A 1,660-nucleotide genomic window follows, 5' to 3' on the forward strand; every position below is an offset into this window, starting at 1 on the left:
ATAAACGCGGTGATGCTTTTATCCGGCACACCATCACGCCCTGCAGCAACGGCACCGCGGGTGACGTTAACGGTTTTTTCTTTTGTCAACAAAAGAGACTGAATATCGGCAATAGGAAAATAATAGGGTTTAAAGGTAAAACTTGTTTTCCCTTTTGGAGGCGCAAAAATATGTGTTTCGCTTGGAACAACGCTTGTTGAAAAGTCTTGCACCTCTTCATGGCGCAAGGCGGCTAAGCGCTTGCGTTTAAAGCCATTGATATTGGCTTCTCCTTCTTGAATACTAAACACTTGGCAGCCGTTGTTTTGTCCCAATGCGCTCACACGGCAGCCACTCACGATATAATGCCCATGGGCACGGTCGTACGTCGCAATAGCTTGCATGGCGGGTTCAAGCAGTGAGGGTGATTTTTGATCAATCAGAACACCATCTTGTAAAATATAAACCGGAAAAAAAGTGCCATTCTGCGCATCCTCTTTCAGTGCCCAAACAAGCTTTGCTGTTTCGCGTGCGGCACCAGGCTCTCCTTCTGCCAAAGTGCCAGGGACTTGCCCCAACAGCTCTGGATCATCTTCGTGTGTTATCCATTTTTTTTGTAGCTTCACACCAATTTCCAAGCGTCCAATCATGGAAACATTGTTGAGTACCGCTTCAGAGACTGGAAAGATATCACCGGCAATATAAATCTTGCCATCCGTTAACGTGACGGTCCTTGTCTCTTTGTTGACAAAAGCATCAGCCCGTTCAACGCGATCTCCTTCTTGTGCCACAAGGCGCCCCAAGCGGTCATGCCGTCCTCTTATAATGGTTTGAACCTCATTCAGTTCACCACTTTGAATAAAGGGACGCGTGCCATAAAAGACAACACTTTGTTGTTCCTCTTTGCCGCGAGATCTGTCAATTGCAAAGGGTAAACCACTTTCATGCTTCATATTAAAACCTCAATAAAATCTTGAATTGTTCGCGAACATCGGCACGCAAAGGAATATTAATGGGCGTTTTGAGTATCTCGACACCGCCATTGAGTTCATTGGCGTCACACCAAAGCTTGCCAACCGCTATGTTTTCTGCGGGGGTGGCATGAACGAGAACAGAAACAAATGCGGCTTGTTTGCCGTCAACATCGTGAAAGTCTGTACGGGCAGCAAGAAACAACAGAGTGCCTGTTGTAGAAGGGTTAAATCTGCCGCCACAATGGCTGTACACACCATCCAAAGCCTGTTCGACAGGCGCTACAGCATAGCATCTTTGATACCCAATCGCGCCATCTTGGCTGTCTCTTAACACGAGATAAAGCGTGCGACCATGAAACCATTCTGCCATCAGCATATCGCGTTCATGTTTTTTGACCGAACACCACGGAAAATTTGCCATATCCCATGGATAATCGATTTGGTTCCAGCTTAACTCTTCATTCCCATCATCTATCCAATTGCCAATAAGCCTGCCTTCTTCTCTTGTGAGCGTGTGATTGATCTCTGTTGTGCGTCCAAAGGAAAACAAAGTGTCCCCAGCTGTTAAACGAACACCGCTTTCATACTCCAACATGCTGTCATCAAGGCGTGACATATTGCATTCAACAGCTTGCACATCATAACCATAGGTCCCACGGCGAAAATCAGAGCGCAAACTTTTGGAAAGGTCGGTAATCGCTTCAATG

The 1,660-nt window shown here is 46.4% G+C and carries 2 protein-coding genes; both read right to left on the reverse strand.

Annotated elements, in window-relative coordinates; translation table 11 throughout:
• On the reverse strand, positions 1–932 hold a 932-nt coding region (locus ACFIJK_RS09160; RefSeq protein WP_375627574.1), incomplete at its 3' end, for a DUF4815 domain-containing protein.
• A gap of 1 nt (position 933) precedes the next feature.
• On the reverse strand, positions 934–1,660 hold a 727-nt coding region (locus tag ACFIJK_RS09165), incomplete at its 5' end, for a phage tail protein (RefSeq protein WP_375627575.1).

The sequence above is a fragment of the Bartonella sp. PS17NMGDW genome (genome assembly GCF_042193555.1).
Lineage (GTDB): Bacteria > Pseudomonadota > Alphaproteobacteria > Rhizobiales > Rhizobiaceae > Bartonella > Bartonella grahamii.